27 protein-coding genes and 1 pseudogene are annotated in these 24374 nt (G+C 37.5%); 9 read left to right on the forward strand and 19 right to left on the reverse strand.

Translation table 11 applies throughout. The features are described 5' to 3' along the window. Positions 1-327: 327 nt before the first annotated feature. Positions 328-594, forward strand: coding sequence for a hypothetical protein (locus GHC26_RS05715; RefSeq protein WP_163970304.1), 267 nt, complete (start codon positions 328-330; stop codon positions 592-594). A 74-nt stretch (positions 595-668) separates the two neighbouring features. After that, the gene (locus tag GHC26_RS05720) at positions 669-884 is read left to right on the forward strand and encodes a hypothetical protein (RefSeq protein ID WP_163970305.1); all 216 of its coding nucleotides are present in this window, start codon (positions 669-671) and stop codon (positions 882-884) included. A 255-nt stretch (positions 885-1139) separates the two neighbouring features. On the opposite strand, the gene GHC26_RS16060 is transcribed toward GHC26_RS05720, so the two are convergent. Both GHC26_RS16060 and GHC26_RS05725 read right to left on the reverse strand, forming a co-directional pair. After that, a complete protein-coding gene (locus GHC26_RS16060; RefSeq protein WP_264175953.1) occupies positions 1140-1325 on the reverse strand; it encodes an aldehyde dehydrogenase family protein in 186 nt (61 codons plus the stop codon). Next, positions 1258-1707, reverse strand: a pseudogene (locus GHC26_RS05725) (aldehyde dehydrogenase family protein). Before GHC26_RS05725 ends, GHC26_RS16060 begins: the two are co-directional and overlap by 68 nt. Positions 1708-2150: 443 nt before the next feature. On the opposite strand from GHC26_RS05725, the gene GHC26_RS05730 reads away from it, so the two are divergent. Then, positions 2151-3608, forward strand: coding sequence for an MDR family MFS transporter (locus tag GHC26_RS05730; RefSeq protein ID WP_163970306.1), 1458 nt, complete (start codon positions 2151-2153; stop codon positions 3606-3608). Between the two features lie 176 nt (positions 3609-3784). Here GHC26_RS05730 and GHC26_RS05735 read toward each other — a convergent pair whose 3' ends face one another. Next, a complete protein-coding gene (locus tag GHC26_RS05735) occupies positions 3785-4099 on the reverse strand; it encodes a hypothetical protein (RefSeq protein ID WP_163970307.1) in 315 nt (104 codons plus the stop codon). Between the two features lie 441 nt (positions 4100-4540). On the opposite strand from GHC26_RS05735, the gene GHC26_RS05740 reads away from it, so the two are divergent. The 3 genes from GHC26_RS05740 (at position 4541) to GHC26_RS05750 (ending at position 6319) form a co-directional block, all read left to right on the forward strand. Next, positions 4541-4909: a hypothetical protein gene (locus GHC26_RS05740; RefSeq protein WP_163970308.1), complete on the forward strand. Its 369-nt coding sequence runs from the start codon at positions 4541-4543 to the stop codon at positions 4907-4909. Positions 4910-5071: 162 nt separating this feature from the next. Beyond that, positions 5072-5869: a nucleotidyltransferase domain-containing protein gene (locus tag GHC26_RS05745; RefSeq protein WP_163970309.1), complete on the forward strand. Its 798-nt coding sequence runs from the start codon at positions 5072-5074 to the stop codon at positions 5867-5869. A 42-nt stretch (positions 5870-5911) separates the two neighbouring features. Next, positions 5912-6319, forward strand: a complete 408-nt coding sequence (locus GHC26_RS05750; RefSeq protein ID WP_163970310.1) for an SLAP domain-containing protein — start codon at positions 5912-5914, stop codon at positions 6317-6319. A 5-nt stretch (positions 6320-6324) separates the two neighbouring features. Here the strand turns inward: GHC26_RS05750 and GHC26_RS05755 are convergent, their stop codons facing one another. From GHC26_RS05755 to GHC26_RS05775, 5 genes are all read right to left on the reverse strand, one after another. After that, positions 6325-6852: a GNAT family N-acetyltransferase gene (locus GHC26_RS05755; RefSeq protein ID WP_163970311.1), complete on the reverse strand. Its 528-nt coding sequence runs from the start codon at positions 6850-6852 to the stop codon at positions 6325-6327. Between the two features lie 1145 nt (positions 6853-7997). After that, positions 7998-9461: a sodium:solute symporter family protein gene (locus tag GHC26_RS05760; RefSeq protein ID WP_163970312.1), complete on the reverse strand. Its 1464-nt coding sequence runs from the start codon at positions 9459-9461 to the stop codon at positions 7998-8000. Between the two features lie 22 nt (positions 9462-9483). After that, positions 9484-9702 carry a hypothetical protein gene (locus GHC26_RS05765; RefSeq protein ID WP_163970313.1) on the reverse strand — a complete coding sequence of 73 codons (219 nt, stop codon included), beginning with the start codon at positions 9700-9702 and terminating at the stop codon, positions 9484-9486. Positions 9703-9740: 38 nt separating this feature from the next. Beyond that, positions 9741-10706: an ornithine cyclodeaminase family protein gene (locus GHC26_RS05770; RefSeq protein ID WP_163970314.1), complete on the reverse strand. Its 966-nt coding sequence runs from the start codon at positions 10704-10706 to the stop codon at positions 9741-9743. Between the two features lie 21 nt (positions 10707-10727). Then, positions 10728-11894 carry an NAD(P)/FAD-dependent oxidoreductase gene (locus GHC26_RS05775; RefSeq protein ID WP_163970315.1) on the reverse strand — a complete coding sequence of 389 codons (1167 nt, stop codon included), beginning with the start codon at positions 11892-11894 and terminating at the stop codon, positions 10728-10730. A gap of 182 nt (positions 11895-12076) precedes the next feature. On the opposite strand from GHC26_RS05775, the gene GHC26_RS05780 reads away from it, so the two are divergent. After that, positions 12077-13264: a CdaR family transcriptional regulator gene (locus tag GHC26_RS05780; protein ID WP_163970316.1), complete on the forward strand. Its 1188-nt coding sequence runs from the start codon at positions 12077-12079 to the stop codon at positions 13262-13264. A 154-nt stretch (positions 13265-13418) separates the two neighbouring features. Here GHC26_RS05780 and GHC26_RS05785 read toward each other — a convergent pair whose 3' ends face one another. The 3 genes from GHC26_RS05785 to GHC26_RS05795 form a co-directional block, all read right to left on the reverse strand. Beyond that, positions 13419-13664, reverse strand: a complete 246-nt coding sequence (locus GHC26_RS05785; protein ID WP_226376870.1) for a hypothetical protein — start codon at positions 13662-13664, stop codon at positions 13419-13421. Positions 13665-14227: 563 nt separating this feature from the next. Continuing rightward, positions 14228-14893 carry a ribonuclease H family protein gene (locus GHC26_RS05790; protein WP_163970317.1) on the reverse strand — a complete coding sequence of 222 codons (666 nt, stop codon included), beginning with the start codon at positions 14891-14893 and terminating at the stop codon, positions 14228-14230. A 121-nt stretch (positions 14894-15014) separates the two neighbouring features. After that, positions 15015-15209 (reverse strand): hypothetical protein, encoded by a 195-nt coding sequence (locus GHC26_RS05795; protein WP_163970318.1) that lies wholly within the window; start codon positions 15207-15209, stop codon positions 15015-15017. Positions 15210-15495: 286 nt separating this feature from the next. Between GHC26_RS05795 and GHC26_RS05800 the strand changes: the two genes are divergently transcribed. Further along, entirely contained in the window at positions 15496-15852 is a 357-nt protein-coding gene (locus tag GHC26_RS05800; RefSeq protein ID WP_163970319.1) for a DUF805 domain-containing protein, read from the forward strand. A 392-nt stretch (positions 15853-16244) separates the two neighbouring features. Here the strand turns inward: GHC26_RS05800 and GHC26_RS05805 are convergent, their stop codons facing one another. From GHC26_RS05805 to nagA, 4 genes are all read right to left on the reverse strand, one after another. Beyond that, a complete protein-coding gene (locus GHC26_RS05805; RefSeq protein ID WP_163970320.1) occupies positions 16245-16721 on the reverse strand; it encodes a DinB family protein in 477 nt (158 codons plus the stop codon). Between the two features lie 65 nt (positions 16722-16786). Further along, positions 16787-17428, reverse strand: a complete 642-nt coding sequence (trhA, locus tag GHC26_RS05810; RefSeq protein WP_163970321.1) for a PAQR family membrane homeostasis protein TrhA — start codon at positions 17426-17428, stop codon at positions 16787-16789. Between the two features lie 210 nt (positions 17429-17638). Further along, on the reverse strand, positions 17639-18388 hold the full coding sequence (gene nagB, locus GHC26_RS05815; protein ID WP_226376871.1) for a glucosamine-6-phosphate deaminase: 750 nt from the start codon (positions 18386-18388) through the stop codon (positions 17639-17641). Next, positions 18389-19585 carry an N-acetylglucosamine-6-phosphate deacetylase gene (gene nagA / locus GHC26_RS05820; RefSeq protein ID WP_163970322.1) on the reverse strand — a complete coding sequence of 399 codons (1197 nt, stop codon included), beginning with the start codon at positions 19583-19585 and terminating at the stop codon, positions 18389-18391. Positions 19586-20021: 436 nt separating this feature from the next. On the opposite strand from nagA, the gene GHC26_RS05825 reads away from it, so the two are divergent. Further along, a complete protein-coding gene (locus GHC26_RS05825) occupies positions 20022-20108 on the forward strand; it encodes a YjcZ family sporulation protein (protein WP_163970466.1) in 87 nt (28 codons plus the stop codon). Positions 20109-20577: 469 nt separating this feature from the next. Here the strand turns inward: GHC26_RS05825 and GHC26_RS05830 are convergent, their stop codons facing one another. From GHC26_RS05830 to GHC26_RS05845, 4 genes are all read right to left on the reverse strand, one after another. Further along, positions 20578-21264 (reverse strand): nuclease-related domain-containing protein, encoded by a 687-nt coding sequence (locus tag GHC26_RS05830; RefSeq protein ID WP_163970323.1) that lies wholly within the window; start codon positions 21262-21264, stop codon positions 20578-20580. A 403-nt stretch (positions 21265-21667) separates the two neighbouring features. Then, positions 21668-21817 carry a small acid-soluble spore protein O gene (sspO, locus tag GHC26_RS05835; RefSeq protein ID WP_163970324.1) on the reverse strand — a complete coding sequence of 50 codons (150 nt, stop codon included), beginning with the start codon at positions 21815-21817 and terminating at the stop codon, positions 21668-21670. Positions 21818-21922: 105 nt separating this feature from the next. After that, positions 21923-23095, reverse strand: a complete 1173-nt coding sequence (locus tag GHC26_RS05840) for a hydroxymethylglutaryl-CoA synthase (protein ID WP_163970325.1) — start codon at positions 23093-23095, stop codon at positions 21923-21925. Positions 23096-23386: 291 nt separating this feature from the next. Then, positions 23387-24253, reverse strand: coding sequence for a glycine betaine ABC transporter substrate-binding protein (locus GHC26_RS05845; RefSeq protein WP_163970326.1), 867 nt, complete (start codon positions 24251-24253; stop codon positions 23387-23389). Positions 24254-24374: the final 121 nt, after the last annotated feature.

Raw genomic sequence — 24374 nt, forward strand, 5'->3', positions numbered from 1 at the left:
TATCTTTTTCTATCGTTCTATTATACTATATTGAGATTGTCTTAAAAAACTAGAGTAACCGTGTGAAGGAAACCTTTGAGGCAATACATATTAGACTAGATTAATGGAGAAGTGTGTAAAAGAGGTTGTTTTTACACATTAGGAAAATTTTACTAAGGGACAAGCGAATGCGAGTTTTTCTAAGTTTAATTGTTATAACTATAGCATGTTATGATATAAAAAGCAAACAAACGTTCTATTTTTGTCATTTAATTTCCTCAGAATAGATTTCATTATTTTTGCTTTAATTCGGTCTATTTTGGATATGCTTATACTGGGTGATAAATGATGAAAGCAACTGAATTAGAACGTAAAAAGTTTGATAAGGCACTTGATGATATACTTGATCTCTTTAATAACTTAGAAGATGATGTACCAATTATAGAATTCAGTGAAGAAGTAATGGAGCAAATTCAGCTGGCAAAGAAAAAATATGGGGATGATACTGTGAATGAGAAAATAAATACGGTTGTACGAGAAATGTTATCATGGCTTGATTTAGACGATATAGACTTAAATGATGGTGAAACAGAGGAAGAAAAGAATGATGAATAATTTTTATTGCTTTCTTTTGATAATATGTTATTATAGAACAAATGTTCGGTATTTCAATTCTGGAGGAGTTTACAATGATAGGAATATTAAATCGTTCCAAACGTAACCAAGAAAAAGTGATGATCTATTATATTGACCGAAAAAATCATGTGACCCAACGTATTATACGAGTAATAAATATAAAAGACGATGTTATAGTTGCGTACTGTTTCTACCGGAAAAAGATCCGCACCTTTACCATTACCAATATCCTTTCAGCTGGACCAATCCAAAAAAGAATTAGTGCGTAGTGTTAGACCAAAAAAAGCTATGTTACGATTCTAATTGACTTGTAACATAGGCTTATAACATGACAATATCCGTTACCTAATACATAATACCAAGCTGTGCTCCTTCTATTGCTCTTTCCCATGTTGCACCATTAAAGAAGATATTAGCTGATTTCCCACCTGATTCTAGTGCTCTGGAAATAAGCGGTTGGCTCCTGCTTTTGCAACTGTGTAACCAGCCTCAGTCGATCCTGTGAATGCTAGTTTACTAAAACCTCATGCTCCAGCATATAATTTCTTAGAATCAGAACCTCCACCAGTAATGATGCTCACAACACCAGCTGATAGCACTTGTTCTAGCAATTTTGCCAATTCTAGTAAGCTAAGTGGTGTGCTAGACGAAGGATGAATGACGACAGTATTTCCTACAACGATTGCAGGTGCAATTTTCCAAGCAGCCATTAGAATTGGAAAATTCCATGGAATAATTTTTCCAACAACCCCCAATCGGCTCTTGCAATGTTAATGTCAGATTATCTTCATCTAATCCTTTTGCAGTGCCTTCTTCAGAACCAATGACACCAGCAAAATATCGGAAATGATCTGCACTTAATGGAACATCAGCACCTCTTGTTTCTCGATATGGTTTTCCGTTATCCAGTGTTTCGACCATTGCTAGATAATCACCGTTTTTGTCAATTTAGTCAGTAATTTTTAATAATAGCTTACTTCTTTCTTCTACTCCGATCGTTTTCCATGATGCCAATACATAGGTTGCTGCTTCTACTGCTGCATCAACATCAGCATGACTAGCTTCTATTATATCTGCAAGCTTTTCTCCTATGCTAGGATTATAGCTTGCATTTTACGATCATCTGAGCTTTCTACTCATTGACCATTTATATAAAGCTTATATGCTAAATCAATACATTGTTCAGCTTGTACAGGTTTTTTCATTGTAAACTCCCTCTCTCTAATTTGCCGTTCTACAATTATCTTTTTATCCCCTTCGACAATCATCAAGAAAAAGTCCGCTCAATTCTACTATTCTAAAACGGAATAGATCAAAGGTAACAATTTTAATTTCTTCCTTACCAAAATTGAGGTAGCACATTATACCATCTCCTGTTGTGTTCACAAAAAACACAATAATGAGATTGTACAATTGAATGTTAGTCTTTCATGTGATATTATTCTTCTTTGACTAATTATTTACCTTACGTAACACTTTGGTTACAATCTCTTATCATATATTAATAGATCGTTTTTTAGGAAGGAGAAACAAACATGAGTGACGTAGAAAATCCTGTAAACATAACGAAAAAAGAAAAAATGGCAATGATTGCATCCCTCTTAGTTGGTGCATTTATGGGTATTACCAATGAAACATTATTAGCAACAGCTTTGCCAACAATTCAGCATGCTTTTTCCATTACACAAGGAGAGGTACAATGGTTAACGACTGTATTCTTAATGGTAAATGGCATTATGATTCCCATTTCAGCGTTTTTAATTGAACGATTTACGACAAGACATTTATTTTTAAGTGCAATCCTATTATTTGGAGTTGGTACGACCATTGCAGCAGTTGCACCAACCTTTTATGTTCTTGTCATCGCACGGGCAGTTCAAGCTATAGGTTCAGGAATTATGTTGCCATTATTAATGACAGTACTATTACTGATCATCCCAGTGGAACGGCGTGGAACTGCAATGGGATTACTTGGAATCGTTATTGCGTTTGGTCCAGCAATCGGTCCAACATTATCAGGTTTCTTGCTCCAATTCTTCCCGTGGCGTTCCTTATTTATAACAGTTATACCACTTGTCTTATTAACGATTATTGTAGCTTTGCGATACATGCGCAATGTAACCTATCAAAGTAAACCAAAGATTGATATTTTATCTATTTCTATGTCGTCTGTCGGGTTTGGTTCCTTTTTATATGGATTCGGTATTGCATCAAATGAAGGATTTACGAGTCCACTTGTGATTGGAACTATAGGAGTTGGTACAATTGTAATAGCGTTATTTATTTGGAGACAATTCCGACTAAAAACACCGATCTTGGAATTTCGCGTTTTTAAGTTCCCAGTGTTTACGTTATCCATCGCTATTACATTAGTTGCGATTATTTCCCTAATTGGTGCTGAAACAATGTTACCATTATTTGTACAAAACGTACTCGAGTTTACACCATTACAATCTGGACTGATGTTATTACCTGGTGCCATTGTGATTGGGATCATGTCACCAATTACAGGTCGACTTTTTGATTTATATGGTGCAAAATGGCTTGCTATTCCAGGATTAGCAGTTGTGACGATTACGACATTTCTGTTTACACGACTATCACTTGATATGTCTTTTGCCTATTTAACAACCATTTATGCCATTAGAATGTTCGGTCTATCATTTGCGATGATGCCTGTCATGACAGCAGCACTTAATCAATTGCCACCAAAATGGTATTCACATGGGTCTGCTGTTGCGAACACACTACAACAAGTATCCGCATCAATTGGTACTGCTATTTTAATCACACTTGTTGCAATTGGTACAAAAACCTTTAATCCAGTTTCATCGATTGCACCAGATATGGTTGCTACGTATGCCGAGTTACGTGGTTTTGAATGGGCATTTATTGGTAGTACAGCGTTAGCGATGATTGCCTTTTTGCTAAGTCTATTTTTACGATCACCCAAACAAGAAAAGGCAATGACCAAAATCAATCACCAAGCATAAAAGTTAAATATTCTCGTACAGGTGTAAATTGCCACGTTAGGTGCTCAAAACTGGACGTTACAGTTCCTGTTATAAGGTAGCCAGTCCTGTTAAAAAAGAACTTCCCTATCTCAGGAAAGTTCTTTTTTTGCCATTAAGTCTACCCTTTTCAAAAACAAAGGATCTACTTTCTGTTCTTAGAAGGGTCCTGGTCCATACCCTGGATATCCTATTCCCGGGTTTCCAGGATAATTATAGCCACCAAAAGGATACCCAGGATATCCAGGTGCATAGCCTCCTACGCCTGGACCATATCCTCCTGGTACAGGACCAACGCCTCCAGCTCCTGGACCATATGGTGAAAATCCTGGATTTGGCGTTAAGAATTGACCACCTAAATAACCTAATCCTGCACCTATCAGGCCAGAAGTAATCGGGCTAATTCCTGCAAAACCAGGTCCAAGAAAACGTGTATCATCTGATCTATACATTGGAACACTATTGTGATACATATAAATTCCCCTTTTTAATTGACTTTCCCTATAGCCTATGGGGAAATGCCTCTTTGTGACTAGGCTGAAATCTATATTTATGAATAATTTCATGAAAAATCGGTTGTATTCTATGCTATAATAATAGAGGATGTTCAAAAGGTCTGGTAAAAATGACACATCTAATTTCTTCGTTGGCTTGCTTTTTTAGCTCCTTGGAAAAGAATGACACTTTACCTGCGTGCGATGTAGATTCTAGTGAGCATTCCTTGTGCTCACGTATTAATTGTATACGCTCCGCTGCTCAAGGCTTCGCCACCTCGAACTTCCGACGCACAGGACGTACTAGTGTCGGCGTTGTAACAGGACGCCTGAGACCTTAGCCGACTCGGTTCTTTTTATCCTCCTTTTTGAACACGCACTAATAGATAAATATATATAAAAAACTAGGAGGCAGCATAAATGATTACCCTCATCATATTAGCCATTCTTGTATATATAGGTGTTTTTATAGACTTAGCGATCGCACTGTTACTTGTTCCGACATATTTATTTGCCTATTTCTTATGGGATGCACTTCTTTACAAGCGTTCTACTAAAAAAGAAGCACCACAACCCTTTTATCAAAACCCAACCATTCAACGGATTGTACTCTTTTTATTAACAGCTAGTATGTTCTTTGTCGGGAAGATAATTATAGGAGATTATTTCGTTCCATACTTTATTGTTATGCTAGTCTATTCCTTAATTAGCTTGGTTCGTCGAGTTCAGAAACGAAATAAAGCAGCAGAGCCAAAAGAAGAGCCAACTATCGAACAAATGACATCTTAATGATTATTACACTTTTACAACATCTAATTCTTAATCGATTCACCCTTCACCATCTGTTTGATTACAGATGGTTTTGTTATTTCACTATAAACGATTGCATCTTCTTGGAGAAAACGGTAAAGTAAGCATCAACTAGATATTCATCAGGAGGATATCATTAAAGTGCAGGAAATAATTCAACAAACACTAAAGCAAATAGAAAAAGACCATCAAATAGCGCTCCTATATGCCTGTGAAGCTGGTAGTCGCTCGACTGGCCTCGCTTCGGCACAAAGTGATTTTGATGTGCGCTTTATCTATGTTCATCCTACATCAGATTACCTAACTATTGACCCAGTTGGTACAGGAAATAAACGAGATGTGATCGAAACAACTCCTCATCCATCTATTGAATTCAGTGGTTGGGAACTCACGAAGGCATTACGTTTATTTCGAAAATCAAACCCATCTTTATTAGAATGGCTTCATTCCCCTATCCAATATGTACAAGCCAACTCCATTATCCATGCAATGAGAGAAATGCTAACAGATCTATTCAATCCAAAAGCATGTATCATGCATTATTTAAATATGGCTAAAACAAATTGGCGGAAAATCGGACATGCCGAAAAAGCTGTTACCATTAAACAGCTTATTAATGTATTTCGACCTATCCTTGCTGCAAAGTGGATCCAACTAGAAAATGTGTTTCCACCAGTTAATTTTCATCATTTAATGGATGCACTTATCTTAGAGGATTCATTAAGGAAAGAACTGAAACATATTGTCGATGCCAAAACTAATGGAGATCCGCTTTCATTTCCTAGAGAAAAACTGGAGATATTTTCTCCTTATATCGAGAATGCGTTAATGGAATTAACTACTTATGCCACATCCCTACCAACACAAAAAGTAGCGGTAACGGAAACACTTGATCACCTTTTCCGACAAACATTACAAGAAGTATGGGGTAATCAATGAAGACTGACACCACATAAAAACAAAAGGAGTGAAGTAACCACCATGCAACAACTACAATTTGAAGCTGTTTGGGATCGAACCATATCTAACAAAGACCGAGCTTATATTGAACGAGCCTTTCAGGAAACTACTTTATCAGCGACGCCATCCATTCAGTTTTCCGCCTTATGGCATGCTATAAACCATAAGGGCGAGCTATTAGTAACAGCACTTGTTCACAATACGGGGCAGACAACATTCCAATTTCATCAACAGCAGCTACGTTACTACCTAGACAAAAATACAGTGGCCACCCATACATTTACGATTACATCTATGAAAATCCAAGGCCAAACGAGTATGCCTTGGACCTTCATTTTTCCGATTGGAAGCTTTGATTCAAATGTAAATTATATGGATGATCAATTTAGGATGAAAGAAATGCAAGTAGTGAAAGCAGAAATGGGGTAGGCGTTTTAATTTGCCTTCCATTCCTGCTCAAGGATACTCATTTCCCATAAACTCCAATAAGCGTCACCAACTTTAGCGACATCTCGTTTCAATCCTTCTTTTTGAAAACCAGCTTTTTCGTAACAGGCAATTGCAGCATAATTGAAATCAAACACCCCTAAACTAACTCGGTGCATATCCAAGTCACGAAAGGCAATTTTCAAAATAGCATCCATCATCTGTTGACCAACCCCTCGCCCTCTAACAGTCTTATCGCCTACTAAAACCCGACACACCCGTGCAGAACGATTGACACGATCAATTTTATCCAATGAAATGTGACCAACTACCTTCCCTGTTTCGGCCAACACCACTTTATATATGTAAAGAGTCGCACCTTTTTCATTTGCATTATCTAAATACCTTTCTAACTGTTTTTCATCTAATGGATAGGTGAATCCAGGTCCGGCCCATTGGATCAAAAATTGTGGGGAATCTACCCAATTAATCAATTGTTTAAAGTCTGCATGATCGAAATAACGCAATTCTACCATTAAAAACTCTCCCCTCCTATACGATGAAACTATTGTAACCAAAGACAGGCAATACTGACAAGGCAAAAAAAGCACTCCCATATATAATAACTCAACTTTCGCAGTGTAATAATAAGGCTTAGGACATAAGAGTTATGGTGTTTTTGCTATTGTAGTATATTTCTTGACAGTTGACCTTTCTAAAAGAAAAACACTTCAATGTTTGGTATGGTTTAATTGACTAGAAAATCACGCTTCGGAAAAACACTTCGCTTTCACCAGGGACATAAGTGCCCCATCTGTTCAAACTTTTCGTTTTCCAGTGTCTTCTTTACCGTGGACTCCCCACGAGCCTCCATTGCGAAACCCACACTGCGGGGTCTCTTAGGCTCGTTTCGACGGACAGGACGTCCTAGTGTCAGTGCTCGCCACAGGTGTGACCGTTTTTAGCAGACGAACCAGGAGTCTTCGTGTTTTTCCTTCGCTAGTATTGCGTTATTTCCCTTCTTATTAATGTTGTTGCTAATACGAGGCTTGATTGGAGCGTAGGACAGTCGACTCCTGCGGAAAAAACAACAGCTGAAGATCCCACAGGAAGCGGTTTTTGCTTCCGATATCTAGCTACAGTGCCTACCCCCTCGAGGTCTTAAGTCAATCCTCTCTGTGGCACAAAATGCCACGCCGAGGCTCGGCTTAAGCTTGTCGGGGGTAACCAAGGCACTTCCGCTTTTCTATAGAGGAAGCTGAAGCGTTGTCCGGGGAAAGCGACTGTCTGAAGCGTAAATCAATGCTGCTACAATAGGTCACATTTTATATATTAATAGCAATAAACTATGATGTGCTGGGCTAAATGAACAATCGAAATAGATATCAAGTCGCAATGATTGGTGTGCTATTTTTAGTTGAGATGACAACGCCGATAGAAAGACTGTAACGGCTGTTTGCTCCATATATTGACTGGGAATCTACTGATAGAGGCTGTTATTAAAGGCATGACGAATTCCAGGCCTTCTAATATATAATGAAATCATTCCTATATTCAAAAAACGCCTGGATAAGATTGATTATCCAAGCGTTTTATATGAATTAACCGCAGAATTTTATGCTATTGTTGTTGCATGATTTATCGTTTCCCCACGGTAAACGAACTACTCCCTTAACCTACACTAACTAGCTGTTGTATCCAACTCTTCAGCATCAATCTCTCCATGGTAACGACCAACCTGTTTTTGTGTTTCGGCTGAAGGTGGATCTGTTAACAGACTAACGACAACTGTTAACACTAAGGAAACTGGGGCTGCTATAACTGGCTCTGAAACAAGTGCAAACGGTTCTGTAATAACGATGATTAAGAACATGATCGCACCACCAATCATCCCTGCCAGTGCACCAGCCTTATTTGCTCGATTCCACCAAATACCAAGAACAAGTGGGAACCCAAACGCAGAGAGTAAGAATCCGCCTACCCATCCAACCATTATCGCAATTAATTGTGGTGGGTTAATGGCAATAATAATTCCAATAATACTAGCAATGATCATCACGGCAAAACCAATTTTGGTAACGGTTTTTTCCGAAGCTTCTTTGTTCATGTATTCCTTATAAATATCACGTGCTACCCCTGCTGAAATGGCTAATAGCATTGCATCTGCAGAAGACATGATCGCTGCGAGTAAGCCTGCTAACATGATCCCAGCTAATAATGGTGACATATAACTTTCGATGACCAATACAAAGATCATATCTTGATTATCCAACGTATCCGCAATTCCTAAGCTTGCACCACCTGCTGCAACAATTAACCCAAAGACAAAGATTAGTAAATATAAAAGACAAGCCCACATTGCTGACCGGCGTGCCGTCTTCGCATCTTTTGAAGCAAAGTTACGCATAACTGCCGATGGAGACACAATTCCAAACCATAAAAAGGCTAAAAATAAACCAAAATAGGACATCCATGGCTGTGTAATATCCCCAAACGTAGGTGTGGTTGCAAGCGCATCCTGAATGAGTGAAGAAAATCCGTCATGCTGGACTAAAATAATTAACGATAATACGAGCATTCCAATTAACATGACTGCACCTTGAATAAGGTCAGTGTACGTAATGGCCCACATACCACCTAATGCAGCATATACCGTAAATCCAATACCTAACACAATAACAGCTGTTGTATAATCAATGCCTAATACATATGATCCAATAAGTCCTGAAGCTGTTAATTGTGGCACCATATAGAAGGTCATCCCGATTACCACGATGAAAACGGCAACAATTTGTACAGCATTCCCATAACGTTGTTTAAAGAATTCTGGCAATGTGTTGACACCAGAACGTCTTATTTGGCCTGATACTAAGAAAAGTGTAAATGGCAATATCGCTACAGCACCAAAACCATATGCAAACAGAAATGGGATACCAAGTGCAACACCAGAACCAACGGCACCCATTAAGGAACTTGAACTAGCAAGTGCTGCAAACAATGCAAATGCTCCGACATACGTATTAATTGACTTCCCAGCCGTCCAGTAGTCGCTTTCGGACGAATGTGCACGCCTTGTAAAATAAATCCCAATAATCGTCATAAGGACTAAATAAACACCCAATATGACTGTTTCCATGATTTGCATGTCTGTATTCCCTCCAATTCAATTAATTTTCTTTTCCCTCTTCCTTTTTCTCCACCCACATAACATAAATAATGGAAAGTAAAAACCAAATAAAGTAGGTACCAAACATCAACCATCCAGCTAGCGAAATACCCATCAAATAAATATCCGTTGGCCACCAAATCAGTACAACTGCTGAAACAAATAACAATACTGCTACCAAAATAATCCCTGGATCAGAAAGTCTTGACTTTGAGTTCATGCCGAAAACTCCTTCCGTTTTCTTTTTTGGATCGATCACTACATATCTAACGTAGTTCCAATCCCTTTTTCTTGAGCCTTTTGATACATCAAATTGGCCACAACAACGTCAAATAAAGCCATACCAGTTGATTTGAATACCACACTCCCTCCACTTTGATTACTTAATTTCCTTCTCCCAGAAATATAATCAGCCATCGTTAGAATTGACTCCTCCTTAATCCATCCCTTTTCTAATGGTGTTGCCACATCACCAGATTCCTCAATAGCGTGATCTGTATCCACAATTACTTGATCTGTCATTCTATACAGTGTTTCTGGAAATTCACGCATGGTCGGTTGGAAGGATCCAACACCAATGATCAGTTTATTACGAAGAAGTTCTTCATTCTCAGGAAGAACTGGTGTTTTTGAAGTAGTAGCCGTAATCACAATTTCCGCATGTTCAATTGCTGCTTCAACTGAATCACAGGCAACAATCTGTACATCTTCTCCAATCCATCCCTGTAGTTGTTTTTGAAAGGCAGGGATTTTTTCAGGGGAACGGTTATAGAGATAAATTGTCTTGATTGACCGTTCGGCACATGCTGCAATCGCCTGGTATAGTCCCTGTACACCAGTCCCGACAATCGCTAAAGTGGAAGCATTCTCTTGAGCCAGATGCCGTACACCTGAACCTCCAACAGCACCTGTACGTAACCCTGTTAAAAAGGTACCATTTAAAATACCTTTTACTTCTCCTGTGTCACTACTATTTAGAACAACTAATCCATGGAGAGTTGGAATAGATTTATTGTTTGGAAATATAGTGACTAGTTTCGTTCCAATTGCATCTTGGGTAAAACATGGCATTAACAACAATGTATTTCCCTGATCATTCACTTGCATACGTGTTGGCATCTGAAATCGCCCAGTATCATACACCTTATAGGTTTCATCTATCGCATCTATAACATCTTTCATCGTCACTGCTTGTTTAATATCCTTTTCACTTAAAAATAGCACTTTACCAACCTCCTATAAGTTCTATACAACTGCACCTTCAATTACTAATTCATTATTCGCAAAACGTTCAAAATGAAGTGGACGTAAATCCAATGTTTCATACGAGTTAGTTCGTATTAATTCGGACAATCCTTTTCCTATTGCTGGAGCCTGTTGCATCCCGTGGCCACTGAAACCACAAGCCATGTAATAGCCTGGTAGATCAGGATGCTCTCCAATAATAGCGTTTTGGTCCTTCGTGTTATGACTATAAATTCCAGCCCAGCCACGTTTAACCTTGGCACGTTCAAAATTTGGAATCCGAGCTGCAAGGACAGGCCATAACTCCTCTTCAAAAAAGGACCGCTTCCATTTAAAATCAATTCCTGGCTTTACCTTTTCCGAATAACCAGTTATAATCGATTTTCCTTCGTGGCGAAAATAAATACCCGTCGGATCAACCGTTAGTGGAAGATCACGTTGCAGGGGCTCACTTACATCAAACTGAATAATTTGCCGTTTTAATGGTACAACAGGTATTGGTAACCCGAGTCTTTCACTCAACTCAGCTGCCCAAGGTCCAGCACAATTAATGACAATTGGCGCATGATAGACGTCCCCACTTTTTAGCTTGACCCCTGTTACACGACCTTTTTCCTGCAAAATCGTTTCCACTTCTTCATAAATGTATGTACCACCTAGTTCTTTTGTTTTGCGGACATATCCTTGCATGACAGAATAAGGGTCTAAATACCCGTCCTCATGACAGTAAAGCCCACCCTGTAAGTCATTGATTTCCAATTCAGGGATGATCGATAATAGTTCTTCTTTTGACAGTAATTCAGAAGGAACGCCATTTTCTTGCTGTAACGCTAACTGCTTTTGAAGCTGTTCCACATTTTCATCTTTAGCGAGAAAAAGGTAGCCATGCTGTTTAAAATCAATTATCGCTTTCTCTGATCCTACCGCCATCTCTTCTGGGAAAGCTTTGTATTTTTTTAATCCATATCGACTAATTTGAATATTGATGGATGTTGTAAATAATTGACGAATACCCCCTGCGCTTCTTGGTGTTGACGCGTATTCATAGACCTGATCTTTTTCAAAAATAGTAATCTCACCCTCATACCCATCGTGCAATAAATGATAGGCAATACTGGATCCAATAACGCCACCACCAACAATGATGATATCTGATTGCTTCGGCAAAAAAATCACCTCACCTCGATAATTTGAGATTATTCTAAATATTGTATATATTACTCTATAATACTGACGTGCAAAATTCTATGTTTAACTTGCACAAAAAAATGTCATTAATTTTTAAAATAATTTAAATTATGTTAATATTATTCCAGAAAAGATATGCTTGTATTTTGGAGGAATCAAGGATGAAAGACTTTGTTCAAGTTGCACAAAAAGTAGTAGAAGCGGTTACAAATATTGTTCCATTTCCAATCAGCCTAAGTGACGAGCATGGTTACATCATTGGAGCTACTAATAAAAAACGGATTGGTACCCTTCATACACCATCCAGAGAGGTTCTAGCTAAAAATACATTTCTGTTATTTGATGAAGAAAAAGTAAAAGATCTGCCTAATGTGATGCCAGGTGTTGCCGCACCGTTGATATTGGATGACCAGACAGTTGGGGTCATTGGAATCATCGGTCCCCCTAAGGAGGTTGAACCCTACGCACAGCTTGTTATCAAATATGTCGAAACGATCTGGCAGGAAACGATCCAACAGCAAAAAAAAGAACTCGAAACCAAAACATTGGAGACTTTTGCACAATATCTTTTACTCAACGATGAGCCTATGAAATCTAAAATTCAAGAATATTGCAGGATTCTAAATATCCCCTATGCTAGGAAACGCTTTTGTATAATGATTGATATTGGCAACTCTTTAATCGATAAAATGCAACGAAATCTCCCTATTGATCAATTAAAAGAGCGACTATTAAACTGTACAAGGAAGGCCTTTCAAAGCAGTCAAGCGGATATTTGCACTTTTTTAAATACTGAAAAGATCGTCATGTTAAAGGCAATTCATACCGAAACCGACTATTTTACTATCCTACAAAAATTTGATGACCAAAGTAGTCACCTCAGAAGTATGTTCGTGGTCTACCATATTAACGATATTAGTATAGGAGTTGGACATCTTTCAAAACAATTAGAATTCATTCACCACTCTTACCTAGACGCAAAGAAAGTGCGCGATCTAGGTAAGCGATTAAACATAAAACCGCCAATTTATTCCTATCATGATTGGAACATGTTAAAGCAATTCCTCCCGGATCAGATAAATCCCAACTTCCTAGACAAAGTCCAAACACGGATTAAACCACTTCTTAACGATGATCACCGTTCCGAATTAATCGGAAGTTTTCTGATTTATTGTGAAAATAACATGAATACCACCCAAGCTGCAAAAGCATTATTTATCCATCGCAACACACTAATTTACCGGCTTCGAAAAATCGAATCTACAGTAGGAATTGATACAGGTTCTTTTGAGCAATGTATGATATTGTATTTGGTACTGAAAGGAATGGGAATTGAGCGAGGAAGTTAATTCTATATTTTAAAAAGGGGAATTGTTAGTTAAAGCTCCTCACTCAAAATGGGTTTGGAAAGCAGTGATCTTATAGAAAACAGTCCTAAAGAAAAAACAGTAAAGGAAGCAACTCCCCTACTGTCTGCTTAATCGTCCTATTTGTGACTCGACATTAAACACTCTTTTTATTTAAAGCTTCATCTCTAACATCAACATGGTCAACAATTTTCTGAGTATATAATCCTAAGCTTTCAACAAGATTATTTTGTAATCTTTCCTGTCCCTTTTCAAGCCTTTGTTGTCCCTGTTTTAATTCTTTTATATCTGTCTGCATTCCATTTATGTCTGTTTGCATTTCACTTATGTCTGATTTCATTGTTTTTAATTCATTTAGAATAAACTTTGAGGTTTCTTCCACATTGAACCTCTCCATCCCATAAGAGGTTCTTCAAAAAGTCTGGTGAAAATGACACATCGAATTTCTTCGTTAGCTTGCTTTTCCGTTACTCATGTATTAAACGCATACATTCCGTTACTCAAAGCTACGCTGCCTCGAACTTCCGACGTACAGGAAGTACTAGTGTCGGCGTTGTAACAGGACGCCTGAGACCTTAGCCGACTCGGTCCTTTTAATCCTCCTTTTTGAACACGCACTATTATTTTTATATAAATTATAACACCAATCAAGTAATTGGAATAGAAAATTCATAAGAAAAATGCATATATTAATAGACTATGACAAGGTACATGGTCCAACATCTATTTTTTCGTAACCAATATGTAAGGTTCCCTTTATTTCCACCGTCACTATATAACAATACACTTATGTTCACAATTAGATTACTAGTATTTATTTCGACAAATTTCCCAGGGAATAACCTGGCTTAACTTCCGTCTTGATATGTATGATGTTTGTACACTCGGATGAACTGACTGGTATATAGAATAGAAGTTGTGGTGGTAGCATATAATCTACCACCATTACTGGTCCACTTGCAGCTCCAATGTACTATTAATTTGTGTTCCTTCTAATGCTTGAGATGCCAACCGATCTGCCTCACGATTATTCGTACGAGATATAAGATCAAATTCTGGATCAATTCCTAAACGATTTAGATCCTCTTCAATTCGATCTGCCCAGTTATTTAACACTTTCTCATAGGTTGGCCATTCACCTTTTAACTGATTAATCACAACTTGCGAATCACCAACAAAGGTTACTGGAAGATGATGGACACCGAGTAATTCTAATTCTTGAACTCCAAGATGAAATGCTGCGTATTCTGCTTCATTGTTTGAATCCATTTCCTCCACTAATGCATTTTTTCGAATTCGAAATTGGCGTCCATTCTGCTCATAATAAATAACGCAACCTAAGCCAGACTTTCTAGATTTTATATCAAAGCCACCATCGAAATAAACAGAAATATCATGTGGTTCTGTCTGAATCTCCTCGAGTTGTTTCTTCAATTCCTTGAATGTCCACGAATGATCATGACGATCAATAAATGTTATTAGTTTACTGCGCCCTGTTTTTTCGATATCTTCTGCAATAAGCAAAGCATGTTTTGCACGCATTTCTTCTGTATGAAAAATTGCTTCTGTCCCTTTAGGTGTTTTATAGGTGATTTCGATTCGTACATTCATTCGATCATCATCCTTTAATTAATAGGTACCTATGTATTATTTCCCTTTTTATAGTCATTATTTAAGTGAATGTGAAATTAGTGCCTAGGTTTAACTAGACACTAATTTGTGTAGAACATTATCAGTTATCTCTTGTTTTATGAAATTTTTCCATGTCTGAATTCTTTTTTAACGACTTGACATGGTAAGGATTCGACGTATTATCTCCTGTATCTGTGCGAATTCCCACCTGTTTTCCAATAGAATCTGATATAATTCCTTCCCGTGTTCCATCATAATGTGGCTCTTCTTCAATATTCACATCACGGTCAGGCATTCCAATCACCCCCTGTTTTTAACATGGTTCAAAAATATATTCTCATGCGAACAACTTCTTCACAGGATGACAACATACTGGGAAAATTTTAGGGATTACAGGTCTTTCTATCAGTATTCACGCCTAGGAAAATTGTTATTATCAAACGTTGTCTAAATTCGGCATCCTTGCATTTTCATCAATGACGGTTACGCTAGCTTGGAAAGGGAGTTTCTTTTGGCTTAATTAGATATATGCTACACTTATACTATTCTAAAAAATAAAAAATACAACGGGGAAAATTAAAATGGAATGGTATGTAAAAGTCTTAAAAAATTATGTTAATTTCCAAGGGAGAGCAAGACGAACAGAATATTGGATGTTTACCTTATTTAACTTACTGGCAATAATCCTTCTTACTATAATAGAAGCAATGATAGGTCTATTCGGGGTACTCACTTTCCTATATAATATCGCTATTCTTTTACCTGCCTTAGCAGTACAAATACGAAGACTACACGATATCGGAAGAAGTGGTTGGTGGATTTTAATTAGTTTTGTCCCTATTGCTGGTGGAATCATTTTACTTGTTTTTATGTGCTTAGATAGTGAGCCGAATGATAATCAATATGGACCAAATCCTAAAATAGAGCTGTTAGACTAAACACTTTCGATGTTTGTTTACACAACCTACTAAAGAATTGTCAGGATAATGGTGTTATGATTCACCCATTAAACTAAGTGGTTCCTCTTTCCGCTATTGGTTAAAATATGCCACTTTTGATAGCATAATGTAATCCTCATTCCGCTAATCACACTAAATCATTGGATAATGAGGAGGAAAATCGCAAATAACGGAACGAGGATTACAAACCATCTTCTAAACAGGCATTTTTCGGGGTATAACGGAATGACGATTCATCCATAAAAATAGTCGGTCTCTCTTTCTACTAATAGCACAAAGCCCCCACTCACTATAACAGGTAACAAGTAAAAAACGCTATACTAAGAAGAATTTTTTCATAGTGCAGCGTTTTTAGCGTAACAGTGCATGGTTTAAGCCTGTTGTTCTTTTGTTGGTCCCATAACACCAGGGACAGGTAAGCCTGCTTGGCGAAGTAGTACTGTCATTTGTCCACGGTGATGGGTCTGATGATCAACTAGACTTCGAAGCACTGCACCTCTTGGTACTTCATTCCCTAAAAAGTCCACCGTTTCGGTCATTTTTTCATCAGTTAATGATTGTTCCGCTTCCTGTTTAAGTTCCTCAGCCATTGTTTTGTATGCATCTTTAATCGTATTGGCTTGATTTGGTACGTTTTCAGGATCTCCTGCTGGTTTAATGTTCAATCCTGCTTGTCCACCGAAAAATGCCAGACTCATTGCTAGATGCCAACCGAGCCAGCCAAGTGTACTATGTCCTTCCACAATGGCTTGGTCTAACGTATTATCTGTTAATGAATCCATAACTTGAATGGTCCCTTCCGCTGCAGTAGACCAATCTGTAAGAAAATCTGCTTTTGTTCGATACAACCCAAATCACTCCTATTTCTGTATGTCAATATTTTCCTTCCACCTTCCATTGTAACCATTTTAATCTATGGTAACAAATAGAACAACACACAGAAGAAGTGGGCTGTTGTACCAGCAATCACGAATAAATGCCAAACCATATGATGGTATTTAAACCCACGCCACACATAAAAAATAGCACCAATTGTATAACACAGACCACCTATAACTAACAAAGAAACACCACTAATTGTCAGGTTATCAACAATTTGTTTCCATCCCAACACAATCATCCAACCCATTGCAATGTATAGGATGGTTGATGTAAACAGATATTTTTTCACAAAGAATGATTTAAATATTGTACCTCCAATTGCAAGCCCCCACACAATGCCAAACATGGTCCAGCCTGTTGTCCCCTGTATGACAATTAATGTAAATGGTGTGTACGAACCAGCAATAAAGAGATAGATGGACGAATGATCAAATATCTCAAATAAATCTTTTGCTTTACCTGGTGGGAAAGCATGTACCAGTGTGGAGGAAATATAAAGAAGAAGCATTGTCGCTCCAAATATTGTGAATGTTACCACATGTAAAGTAGTTCCATGTATGGATGCAAATACAATTAAGATGACTAAACCAGCTAAACTTAATACTGCTCCAATTCCATGTGTAATTGCATTTGCTAGTTCTTCACCTTTTGAAAACCTATGTGTTTCTGCCAACCAAATCATCCTTTATCAATTTCTAAATAACTATTCCTTATTATACCAGAATTTAGGATGTTTAGTATGAAATAAATATCGCGTTATTGACATAACATTTCACAGGGCGATATCTATTTCTGCATAAAAATAGGATACACCTACAAGATGGCTTATCCCATTACTACCAAAAGTATCCAGGTGGAAATAAACATTTATGACTCTCCACACCTATACAGTTTGGAGTTTTTCAGTGTTGTCACAAAATGTTAAGGCTTCTCGATCTGCAATAACTGTCACATTTGGATGCTGGTGTAGTGCAGATGCTGGAAAGAATTTGTCTATTTGTTCGGAAGCAAGCTGTTTTATTGCGTTTGCTTTGTTTTTACCTGATGCCAACAAAATGATTTCTTTACTTTGTAGTATACTATCAATTCCCATTGTAATCGCTGAGTTAGGAACTTGCTCTAAACTGTCAAAAAAGCGAGCATTTGCCTTTCGTGTTGATTCTGCCAATTCAATAACATGTGTTTTGGTTTGAAATGATGTTCCAGGTTCATTAAAACCGATATGTCCGTTTCTACCAATACCAAGAAGCTGAATATCGACACCCAACTCACGAAGGAGCTGTTCATAACGAGAACATTCTGCTTGTAAATCATTCGCTTTTCCATTTGGGATATGCGTATTCTTTGCTTTAATATCAATATGTTGAAATAAGTTATTTTCCATAAAATAGCGATAACTAGTTGGATCTGTCGGGGTTAAGCCAACATATTCATCCAGGTTCACTGTTTGAACTTGCTCATAAGAGGTCTGGTTCTTTCGATGGTCTTCTATGACATTCTCATATGTCCCTGTTGGTGTACTGCCTGTTGCTAAACCTAACACAGAGGAAGGTTTATGCAAGACTTGTTTAATTAGAAATTTAGCTGCCAAATGACTCATTTCTTCATAGTTACGAACAGCAATAAACTTCACTTACAAAACCTCCTTCTTCTGATATGCAAGCTGACCTCTACAAATCGTTAATACAACATCAAAATTTTCATCCAACACAACCAGATCGGCATCTTTGTTTCTTTTGATGCTTCCTTTCCGATCGAAAAGCTGTAACTCTTTTGCTGGATTTATGGAAGTCATTTGAATTAACTCCCCTAACGTTGTTTCTGAATATGACAGCATATTCTTTACTGCATGATTCATCTGAAGTACACTACCTGCTAATGTTCCATCCTCTAATGTAGCTTTTCCATCTTGAACGGTAACAGATTGACCACCAAGATCATACATGCCATTTTTTAAACATTTTGCACGCATAGCATCCGTGATTAACACAAGTCTGTCTTTGCCAATTTGCTGATAAGACAAGTTCACCATCTCTGGTGCTACATGAATCCCATCCACTATTAATTCTGTCATGAGCTCTTCTTTCAGAAAAGCTGCGCCAACAACACCAGGTTCCCGATGATGAAGCCCACGCATTTGGTTAAATAAATGGGTAACATGGGTGATCCCTGCATCAATAGCATCCTCTACTTGGTTATAGGAAGCATCAGAATGACCAATTGAGGCAATGACTCCGGTACGCTTTAAGTACTTTGTTAGTTGATGATCGGAGTCCTCTTCTGGTGCTAAGGTTACTAATTTAATAAGATCATTTACCTGCTCCTGCCATCTTTTAAAAACCGTTATATCTGGATCATCAATAAAATCAGTTGGCTGTGCGCCAGATCGTTTCGGCGAAATAAAGGGTCCCTCTAAATGGACACCTAAAATTTCTGCCTGCCCAGGTGTGTTGTTCTCACCTTTTACATACTGAGAAACATTTTTTATTGCCGCTTCAATCACATCATCATGCTGTGTGATCGTTGTTGGTAAAAAGCTAGTTGTACCTTCCTTTGGCAACGTGCTTGTCATAATGGAAAGTGCCTCGTTTGTTCCATCCATGACATCTGCTCCACCTGCTCCATGGATGTGTAAATCAATAAAACCAGGTATCAGCGAATATGATTTAGGAAATTCCATTTCTGTATAACCTGTAACAGACCCTGGATCCAATTTCATAACTGAGCCGACTTCCTTAATTAAGTTACCACTGATTTTAATATAACCATCTTTTATTACATTATTTTCTGCAAAAATAGTTAATCCTTTAATAAGCAACTTGTTGTCCATCTTGGCACCTACCACTTTTTTAGTTTCCACCTATTTATTCTGCATGTTTTTTCATATTTCTAATCAATCTTCATTATATTCTACACATAACTGTACAGCATACACTAAGGACAGACTTGATAATCCCGTTCCCCGCTCAATTGTATTCTATGCCAGTATATAAGTATTGGTTGATTTCTTGAACAGTGAGTGATTCATTATTAAGGATGATAGCATCCAACCCACATATCATCCTCTAACCAAACAACAATACAGGATTCTCCTTCTCCTTATGTACAAGTCAATCTACTCCGCTTATATCCCTTTTTTAAAAGAATTCAATTTTTATTTTAGGAAAATAGGTAGGTGTCCTAAACAGCTGAAGAGTCTCGGCATATCGTGTAAGTAGAGATAGTTAGTGACTATCTCTAACCTTAGCCAACGGAGGGATGCTCACATGTTATATGGATACAACAATAACTTTGCATTAATCGTGGTGTTATTTATCTTATTAATCATCGTAGGAGCAGCTTATGTTGGTTAAAAAAGATAACTAAAATTTTTAAGCCGATCCAATTTTCCAGCATTAACAACTAGCAGAACAAAAGCTAGAAGCGCCTTGATCACCCCCGATTAGAAAACTTGGCTTGTCGCCAAGTGGCGAAAGCCTTAGTTGCACTTATGCAGTAAGAAAGTTTTTCTTATCTGCCAAGCATAAGCCAAGCCTCGACGTGGCGTTTTTTGCCACAAAGAGGATTGACTTATGACCTCGAGGGGTAGGCGCTGGAGCTGGACGTGGCCTTTCCTATATAAGAAGTAATGAGGCCAACTTTTTATACTTTCTTACCTTTTTAGAAAAACTCGCATTCGATCGTCTTTTAGCGAAGTGTTAGTTTTTCTTATATTTGGGACGTAAAAATTTTAGCTACGTCGAGTCCACTTCTTGGCTAAAATTTTATATTTTCCTAACGTGTAAAAAAGGGGTAACGGTATTCCGTTACCCCTTTTATTACCTAGGCTGTATCTATACTATCATTATGTTTTTGTCGTATTGCAGGATCTGTTATGTTTGCACGAACAACCGTCTTATAGATCGTTGTTAAATCATTCTGTGTTAGGGTTTGCTGTTCCTGCTTTACCCTTGCTATATGTATTTTGCGATTAATCGTTTCTTCTAAATTGCCTTCATAAATGGCTACCTCATTACATGAAACCTCTCGTAAAGCCTCATCAATTTTCAATTTACACCGATTAGAAAAACAAACCAGTGAAATAAACGGATTCTCCTCATTAACGGAGAGAACATTTTTCAGTGCTTGAATATGATTATCAACTTGCACAAATGGATTCATTACATTAATCTTCCCATTAATCGTCCATGTCCGTTCCTTTTTAGTACCAAAGAGATTTCCTTTATAATCTTTTACATCAATAACAAAAATACCATATGGTGTTAGGACAAGGTGATCCATATGTGAGAAACCAGTAACAGACTTTGGATTCTCAATCAAAATATCACTTAAATAGTGATAGTCTTTCGAGATTTGTTCTAGTTGCACGGATAGTTTGTTGTTGCTACTTCCTCCTCTTTGTTTTACGGTTTTTGACTGATTTTGTTGATTAAAAGATTGCGCTGATTCATGCTTCCCTTCTTGCTTCTGCATATCCTTCTGCTTGAAAAGACTTAACAAACTGAGCATATGTCTCCCCCTATGGTGGTATTCACTTCTTTTATCGGAAAGTCCGTTCCGAAATGAAATTATTGTTCACAACTATAAGAGTACGACTACCATTATTGAACTAGCCCTACTACATTTACTATAGTAAACTAGTTTAGCAAAATGTAAAGGACTTTTTTGGGAAACTTTTTGAACATATTGTTACGTATATTTTTCAACGAATGAGGCATATTCCAGTACTCATCCTATGTAGGAAAAGGCAATAATACCATCTTTTAAATCAAAAAGGAGGATTAGAAAAACTCGAATTAACTCGTCCTTTAGCGAATGTGTTTCTTATACTTAGGAGATTAAAATTTTCCTAGACGTGAAAAATTAAACGGATCAAGGTGAAGGTGACCCTGATCCGTACTGGTCTATAAGGTTATTGTCTTTTCTTCGTTTTCTTATTATTAAATCGCTCGTTTTCCGTTAAAGGCTCATTTGCAAATTCATGATCAAAATCCCTTGATAATTCTTTTCTCACAGCTTGCTCATCACTTTGGCCTTGTGCCTTTTGTCGTCTATTTGCCATCAGTAAACACCTCCATACCCTTAGCTTGGCTAAAGAAACTAATATGTATGAAGGATTTTAGCAAAAAACGCTGGAAATCGTGCTCTCCAGCGTTTCCTGTTCATTTTATTTTGCTTTGTTTACGTATTGTCGCTTATCTTCGGTAATACCACTCAGGCAAATGGTTGATGGATCTTCTTCAATATCCAATTCCATTTTAGAACCATCTGATGGTAATGTTTTTTCAAAAATGGCTTCATATTCTGCAACAGAAACTTCTTTTCGTGCGTCGAAAAGCTTTTGGTGGTGTTCTGTAGCAAGTTGTTTACGAAAACCATCTTGCAAAATGCCAGTAAAGAATTCCCCTACTGCTCCAGATCCATAGCTATACAACCCGATTCTAGCTCCTGGTTCTAAGTCTGTTTGACGCTCTAATAAAGAAATTAAGCTTAAGTATAATGAACCTGTATAAATGTTTCCGATATTTCGATTATATTGTGTACTCTCTTTATAATTAGCCAATAGGCGCTCTTGTACTTCCTCAGAAGCTTCCTCTAATACTGTTTTCAACGCTTTATAGCCCATTTTTGTATATGGTAGGTGGAAGCAAATTGCTTCAAAGTCGTTCAGCTCTAATCCAGATTTCCCTTTATAGGCTTTCCACACATTTTTAAAAAAAGCAATATACTGTTCATTCGATAACTTACCATCTACAAATGCTTTATCTGAATATACTGGGCGCCAAAAGTCCATAATATCAGACGTAAAATAGGCACTGTTATCTTCCAGTGCTAAAATTCCGGGATCAGCACTGATTAATAAGGCAACAGCACCAGCACCTTGTGTTGCTTCACCTGGTGTGTTTAATCCGTAACGGGCAATGTCAGATCCTAGCACTAATACTTTGCTGTCAGGATTTAATGTAATATGACCTTTTGCCATTTGTATACCAGCAGTGGCACCAAAGCAAGCCTGTTTCACTTCCACTGTTCGTGTTTGCGGTTTCAGTCCTAACAATTCATGGACATAGACGCCTGCTGATTTCGAGCTATCAACACCCGTCTCGGTTCCAAAAATCACAAAATCAATTTGTTTTTTATCCTCTTCATTTAACATGTCCAGTGCAGCATTTGCTGCTAATGTTACCGAATCTTGTGTAATGGGCGCAATTGCCATCTTATCTTGACCAATCCCAATCGTAAATTTATCTGGGTCAACGTTTCTTGCAACCGCTAATTTGTTCATATCTACAAATAAATGTGGTGCATAAAAGTTCATTTTGTCAATTCCTATTTTCACCGTTCTTCCCCTCTTCTGACCATATATTTAACATGATGTTATAGGGATATTTTTCCCAAACCTTCCATTTCTATTGCAATGAATGGATAAAGCGAAATAATGTACACAGTAAAGAAAATTTTTATCCAACAATATAAATGATAATATAAACAAACTGTAAACACAATGAAGAAGCGCAAATGGAATTTAATTTCATTATTTTATTCGCACCGTTAACATGGCCATAAAACGATAAAAACTGGAAAATGCCACCAAATTAGGGCAATTTCCAGTTTTATCAACATGTATATTCTATTTTTCTAACCACTCATCAACCTTATCTGGGTTATCTTCCACCCATTCTTTAGCTAATTCCTCAGGTGCTTTTCCTTCATCAAGGGCCATTATCCATTCCTCGACCCCATCCAACGTCAGTTTCATATTCGAAAATAACGTATAAGCTGTAGGTGATTGTTCTTTTAAATCAGGAGTAACCCCAATTTGAACATCGTCTAGCTTCCAAACGTTTTCAGGATCATCTAAAAATTTGATATCTAACCTAACGAACATAGGGTGAGGGCGCCAGGCATTAAAGACAATTCCACCTTCATTTTCCATTACACTTTCAGCTTGAGCAAGCATTGCAGCAGTGCTACTGTTCTTTATTTCAAAATCCTGCATGTCATAGGCTTCAACCATTTCTTCGGTTGTTTGTGCCATTCCGCTCCCAGGATCGATTGCATAAACTTCTTCATTAAATTCATCTTTATATTCTATTAGATCCTCAATCGAATTCACATGGTCCATATATGTCGGAACAGCTACTCCTATTGGCATATCAGAATAAAGTGTTCCTGCCACTTCAAATTCACCCTTATATTCCTCTAAATAGGAACTTTGTAGATTCGGAGACCAAATATCTATAAATGCTTCAATTTCCTTATTGGCTAAAGCCTCATACAAAATCCCAACCTGTCCCTCTTCAATATTCACTTCATATCCTTCTTGTTCTAGGATTTCCTTCGTTAAATATGCAGGAACTGTTGCGTAATCATAAGGATCTAATCCGATTGATATCGTTTTTTGTTCTTCATTATTTTCGCTTCCGTTGTTGTCATTGCTTTCTTCTTGATCACCGTTACATGCAGTAAGTACCGTGACAATTGTTAGAATTAACAAGATACTTTTTACCGTAATGTTTGTAAATTTAATAATTCTCCCATCCTTTAACTATTCATTAAGTGTGCTTACGTGTTTCCTTTTCACCCCCTGCTACTTCTTCACACTCCAAATATTATAA

The organism is Oceanobacillus halotolerans, assembly GCF_010993955.1.
Taxonomy (GTDB): Bacteria; Bacillota; Bacilli; order Bacillales; family Amphibacillaceae; genus Oceanibacillus_A; species Oceanibacillus_A halotolerans.

Excerpts from the sequence above, each read along its gene's own strand:
- GHC26_RS16060 (WP_264175953.1), bottom strand. The coding sequence starts at position 1,325 with ATGGCTGCTTGGAAAATTGCACCTGCAATCGTTGTAGGAAATACTGTC.
- GHC26_RS05735 (WP_163970307.1), bottom strand. The coding sequence starts at position 4,099 with ATGTATCACAATAGTGTTCCAATGTATAGATCAGATGATACACGTTTT.
- GHC26_RS05825 (WP_163970466.1), top strand. The coding sequence starts at position 20,022 with ATGTTATATGGATACAACAATAACTTTGCATTAATCGTGGTGTTATTT.
- GHC26_RS05755 (WP_163970311.1), bottom strand. The coding sequence starts at position 6,852 with ATGGTAGAATTGCGTTATTTCGATCATGCAGACTTTAAACAATTGATT.
- sspO (WP_163970324.1), bottom strand. The coding sequence starts at position 21,817 with ATGGCAAATAGACGACAAAAGGCACAAGGCCAAAGTGATGAGCAAGCT.
- GHC26_RS05800 (WP_163970319.1), top strand. The coding sequence starts at position 15,496 with ATGGAATGGTATGTAAAAGTCTTAAAAAATTATGTTAATTTCCAAGGG.
- nagA (WP_163970322.1), bottom strand. The coding sequence starts at position 19,585 with ATGGACAACAAGTTGCTTATTAAAGGATTAACTATTTTTGCAGAAAAT.
- GHC26_RS05730 (WP_163970306.1), top strand. The coding sequence starts at position 2,151 with ATGAGTGACGTAGAAAATCCTGTAAACATAACGAAAAAAGAAAAAATG.
- GHC26_RS05720 (WP_163970305.1), top strand. The coding sequence starts at position 669 with ATGATAGGAATATTAAATCGTTCCAAACGTAACCAAGAAAAAGTGATG.
- GHC26_RS05790 (WP_163970317.1), bottom strand. The coding sequence starts at position 14,893 with ATGAATGTACGAATCGAAATCACCTATAAAACACCTAAAGGGACAGAA.
- GHC26_RS05715 (WP_163970304.1), top strand. The coding sequence starts at position 328 with ATGAAAGCAACTGAATTAGAACGTAAAAAGTTTGATAAGGCACTTGAT.
- GHC26_RS05760 (WP_163970312.1), bottom strand. The coding sequence starts at position 9,461 with ATGCAAATCATGGAAACAGTCATATTGGGTGTTTATTTAGTCCTTATG.
- GHC26_RS05780 (WP_163970316.1), top strand. The coding sequence starts at position 12,077 with ATGAAAGACTTTGTTCAAGTTGCACAAAAAGTAGTAGAAGCGGTTACA.
- GHC26_RS05830 (WP_163970323.1), bottom strand. The coding sequence starts at position 21,264 with ATGCTCAGTTTGTTAAGTCTTTTCAAGCAGAAGGATATGCAGAAGCAA.
- GHC26_RS05750 (WP_163970310.1), top strand. The coding sequence starts at position 5,912 with ATGCAACAACTACAATTTGAAGCTGTTTGGGATCGAACCATATCTAAC.
- GHC26_RS05795 (WP_163970318.1), bottom strand. The coding sequence starts at position 15,209 with ATGCCTGACCGTGATGTGAATATTGAAGAAGAGCCACATTATGATGGA.
- GHC26_RS05740 (WP_163970308.1), top strand. The coding sequence starts at position 4,541 with ATGATTACCCTCATCATATTAGCCATTCTTGTATATATAGGTGTTTTT.
- GHC26_RS05765 (WP_163970313.1), bottom strand. The coding sequence starts at position 9,702 with ATGAACTCAAAGTCAAGACTTTCTGATCCAGGGATTATTTTGGTAGCA.